This window comes from Mycobacterium sp. (genome assembly GCF_049673265.1).
Taxonomy (GTDB): domain Bacteria; phylum Actinomycetota; class Actinomycetes; order Mycobacteriales; family Mycobacteriaceae; genus Mycobacterium.
This window is the reverse complement of the sequence record NZ_JBATXN010000028.1, coordinates 1-4,446: the sequence shown is the minus strand read 5'-3', so window position 1 is coordinate 4,446 and position 4,446 is coordinate 1. Positions and strand designations below refer to the sequence as shown.

Sequence of the window (4,446 nt, the reverse complement as noted above, 5' to 3'; positions counted from 1 at the left end):
TCGCTGCGGTTCGCCACCGCATCCGGATCGCGGATGCGCCCCGACGTCGTCACCCGGTTCATGGACGAATTCGGCGACATCATCTACAACAACTACAACGCCACCGAAGCCGGCATGATCGCCACCGCAACACCCACAGACTTGCGGGCCGCGCCGGATACCGCGGGAAAACCCGCTATCGGCACCGAGATTCGCATCCTGGACAGCGAGCTTCGCCCGGTGCCGACCGGCGAGGTCGGTCAGATCTTCGTGCGCAACTCCAACCGCTTCGACGGCTACACCTCCGGTGCGGGCAAGAACTTCCATGAGGGATTCATGGCATCCGGAGACGTGGGCAGGCTAGATGAGGCCGGGCGACTGTATGTGGTCGGGCGCGACGACGAAATGATCGTCTCCGGCGGCGAGAACGTCTATCCGATCGAAGTGGAAAAGACGTTAGCGGCTCACCCGGATGTCGCCGAAGCCGTGGTGCTAGGCGTCGACGATGAACAGTACGGGCAACGGCTGGCGGCCTTCGTCGTACCGACACCGGGCGCCGAAGTCACCTTCGATGGTCTCAAGCAGCATGTCCGTGACAACCTGGCCAACTACAAGGTTCCCCGCGAGATCGTCGTGCTCGACGAGCTGCCGCGCAGCAGCACCGGCAAGATCGTCCGCCGCGACCTGTTGGCACGGTTGGCTGATTAAGCCTGCGTCATCGCGTGCTCGATGACCGTTAGCTTTTCGGAAAGCCCTGCCGCGCGGCGGATTTCGACGAACTCATCGATGATGGCGTCTGTTACCTCGTGCGGGTCCTCGAGAGTGGCACTGTCGGAAAGGACTGAGACGTTGAGCTGGTCGACGTAGCTCCATACCGTGATATTGAGGCCGCTGCCGGCGGTCAACGGTCCCACCGAATAGATTTCGGTGACCAATGCGCCGCCGACCCGCCCGTGTTCGCGCGGACCGGGAACATTGGAGATGTTGAGGTTGAGCACCTTGTTCTGCCCGTCGCGGCTGGCTAGCCACCGAAACAGCGACTCGGTCGGCGCCGGAGGAAAGTAGGCGGCCCATCGGCTGACCAACTCCGGTCCCATCAGGTGGTGGCTCTCCTTGGCCGAGACGGCGTTGTCATGGGAGCGTTGGACCCGCTGCAGGGTGTCGTCGGCGTCGACGGGCAGTGCCACCAGTACCCCGCTAAAACGGTTTCCGGAGATCCGGTCCGGCGAGAAGTCGAAGCTCATCGGCACCGAGGCCAACAGCGGGTGGTCAGCTTTACCGTCATAGCGCAGCAGCAGGTTGCGCAGCGCGCCGGTCGACATCGCCAGCACCATGTCGTTGATCGTGGCTCCGACCCGCTTGCCGGTCTCCTTGACGTCAGCCAGTGCCAAGGTGGCTGTGGCGAACCTGCGCTCAGGCGTGAGCATGTGATTCATGAACGTCGGCGGCGGCGTGAACGGCCGGGTCAGCTCGGGAGACAGCTTGCGGGCGCTGCGACGCACCCGTCCGACGCCTTCGGCGGTGTACTTGATCGTCCCGGGAATCCGCCCGACGTGACGCAGGTGGTCGCCGAACGCCGAACGCAACAGCTCCCCCTTAGTCGGCTGCGGGTCAGGCGCATACGAGCCCCGACCGACCTGCGGCCCGGCTTGTAGGTCCATGCCGCGAGCCAGGAGGTTCGCCGCGGCAACCCCGTCGGCAAGCGCGTGGTGGATCTTGCCGACCACGGCGATTCGGTGGTCGGCCAGACCCTCGACGAAATACATCTCCCACAGCGGCCGGCTGCGGTCCAACGGCGTGCTGGCGATCTCCCCAATCGCTTCGTCGAGCTCACGGCGACCGCCCGGCGCGGGCAGCCGCCAGGGCCGAATGTGGTATGTGAGGTCGACTTCGCAGCTTTCCCGCCACATCGGGTGGTGCAACTTGAGCGGAATGTCGACCAGCTGGTAGCAGAACGGCTCCAGCTTGTGCAGCCGGCTGTGGATGACCCTGCGAAACGCGTCGATACCGAAGTCGCGGCGGTCGAGATCCAACTCGATCACGGCGACTTTCAGTGTGTGCATATGAACGTTCGGTGTCTCGCTGTAGAGCAGCACCGCATCCCAGCCGCTGAGCCTTTTCACCTGCGTGCCTCCCTCCTGGAGGGACCTTACCGTCGGCGGGCTGCTAGATAACCTCTTTGGCCGCGATCATCCGGTTGCGGTGAACCTGGTTGAGGAACAGCCCCACCGCGGTCGCCACCGCGCCGGTTCGGGCCCCGTCAGTCAGATCGAAACCGTGCCCCGCGCCGGGCAATTCCACGTAGCTGACCACCGACCGCGAAACCGACCTCAGTCGCTCGACGAAGCTGCGCGCCTGCGCTATCGGTATCACTCTGTCGTTGCTGCCGTGAATCACCAAGAATGGTGGGGCTTCCGGATGTACCCGGGCGATCGGCGAAGCGTCGCGGAAGATCTCGGGATGGCGATCGATCCTGCGCTTGACAACCACCTGTTCCAGGAAATCGACGAAACGGGCCCGCTCGACAGTCGAGCGGTCTTCCCAGTCGTAGCGGCCGTAAATTCCCACCACGGCATCCACCGAGGTGTCTGAACCGGTCGGCAAGTCGGTCTGCATGTCGGGGTCATTGCCGGTGAGGCCGGCCAGCGCGGACAAGTGTCCGCCGGCCGAACAGCCCGCTACCGCAATGAAATCACGGTCGCCGCCAAATTTGTCGACGTTGGCGCGCGCCCATGCGATGGCGGTTTTGACGTCGGTGATGTGGGCGGGCCAGCGATGGTGCGGCGCGACCCGGTACTGCACCGACAGACACACCCAACCCTGCTCGGCCAGATGCGACATCAGCGCGTAGCCCTGCAGCGTGCGCCCGCCGTGCACCCAAGCACCGCCGGGTACAAAAATCAGCACCGGCGCTGGCCGGACTGGCAGATCCTTGCGACGCCAGACGTCTAGCAGTTGCACCGGGTGCTTGCCGTAGCGCACCGATGTGCGGTGCAGGTAGCGACGGTGTTGCAGTGCCTTCCGAAACGGTGGCGTGCGCTCCGGCGCCGGCCAGTGGATCTCCAGATCTTTGCCCGACACGATGCCGCGCAACGCAGCGTCTAAGACCGCCTGGGTCTTATCACGGTCTGCCTGACGGATCTCGCCCACGCCCGGCTTCAGCCATGACTTCGCCGAGGTAGACAGGAAGTCGGGCAAGTGCCGGTAGCCCCAGACACCCATCGCGGTGACGCTACCCAGCGGTTCCAGCCGCCTGCCCACCACGGGCAGCGAAGCCGTCGCGACGCTTAGCGCCAGCATGTAGTCCCCGGGTCGGGCTCGTAGCAACCACCTTGCGCGGGAGGCCATGGTCGGTCGTCGCGTCATTTTCGGAGCGTACCCCGCGGGTCCGCCGTCAAACGGCAAACGCGGCTGCTTCGTTGGGCGGCGAGGCCCAATCGCAACAAACACGGGATGAGCACCTGCCCCGAACCGACGTACACACCTTGGGTCAGCCGGTACAACCAGGACGGGTCGGTGGGCCAGTCGAAGCCGGGCAGCCTCAGAAAGCCGACGTCACCGGGGATGGCCTGGCCGACCTGCGGCGCATACGCCAGATAAAGAGAGCACAGGCCGCTGAGGATGACGACCGGCAGTACCCTCACTCCGCGGCCCCGCCCAGGATCCGCAGCGGCCCGCCAGCCGAACCGCGGTGGCCGAACGGTCCCACGCTAGTGGGGCAATACCCTCGCCGAATCAAACGCCCAGGGCGACAACTTAGTTCGGTCGTCGGGCCACTGGACATCGCCACGACGGCATCCGAATTCCTCATCCGCGCCGCAACCGCCCAAATAGGGCGTGCGGTGAAAGTCGTTGTTCCTCAGCGCTTCTTGTCGTGAAATAACGCATCGGTGGACGCCGTGTGGAGGGCAGCCTTGGCGTGCTTGTCGGCGCGTTTCTCCTTCAGTGACTTTCCAGACTTCTTGCTCATGGTTTGCCGAGGAGATTTATCGGACATCACTGAGGCCCTTCATCATGGGGGCCTGATTGGTCCCAATCCTGTCACTCTACCTTCTCGCCTTCGACCCGGAACGGGCCGCCGGGGGTGGTGAATAGGACGTTGGCGACGCAGCGGCAGCCTCTGACGCGCATGGCCACCGGGTGCAATGGCGCGGATATCGCGCTTTTCGACAACCACAAGGTGCAATTACTCTCGACAAGTTGGAGGAGTCGGCGGTTGTCGACATGCGCTGCTGAGAGGATCGATCGACCTACTGGTGTCGGTTGGCTGAGTGGCTCTGGGACCTAATGGATTCCGGGTGTCCGTACTGGTCCAAGTGACGAAAAGCGGCGTAACGTTGTAGGTATCGGGCAGCTCGGTTGCGAGCAAAGATGCTCGACCAAAAAAGGAAAATATGATGGCTTCACCAACGACGTTCAGCTCGCCCTACGTCCAACGTGTCGAACTGGTCAGGGACACTATCAAGT

Annotated in this window: 3 protein-coding genes and 1 pseudogene; 1 reads left to right on the top strand and 3 read right to left on the bottom strand. The window is 63.9% G+C overall.

Translation table 11 applies throughout. The features are described 5' to 3' along the window. A partial coding sequence (locus WBF82_RS00865) for an AMP-binding enzyme (protein ID WP_424381218.1) occupies positions 1-687 on the top strand: 687 nt, incomplete at its 5' end. Here WBF82_RS00865 and WBF82_RS00860 read toward each other — a convergent pair. The 3 genes and pseudogenes from WBF82_RS00860 to WBF82_RS00850 form a co-directional block, all read right to left on the bottom strand. Further along, positions 684-2,102, bottom strand: coding sequence for a WS/DGAT/MGAT family O-acyltransferase (locus tag WBF82_RS00860; RefSeq protein ID WP_424381217.1), 1,419 nt, complete (start codon positions 2,100-2,102; stop codon positions 684-686). The genes WBF82_RS00865 and WBF82_RS00860 overlap by 4 nt on opposite strands. Before the next feature lie 43 nt (positions 2,103-2,145). Continuing rightward, positions 2,146-3,345: an alpha/beta hydrolase fold domain-containing protein gene (locus tag WBF82_RS00855; protein ID WP_424381216.1), complete on the bottom strand. Its 1,200-nt coding sequence runs from the start codon at positions 3,343-3,345 to the stop codon at positions 2,146-2,148. Between the two features lie 74 nt (positions 3,346-3,419). Beyond that, positions 3,420-3,623, bottom strand: a pseudogene (locus WBF82_RS00850) (molybdopterin-dependent oxidoreductase); the annotation flags it as partial. Between the last annotated feature and the right edge of the window lie 823 nt (positions 3,624-4,446).

Coding starts and splice junctions, on each gene's coding strand:
- WBF82_RS00855 (WP_424381216.1), bottom strand. CDS start 3,345: ATGACGCGACGACCGACCATGGCCTCCCGCGCAAGGTGGTTGCTACGA.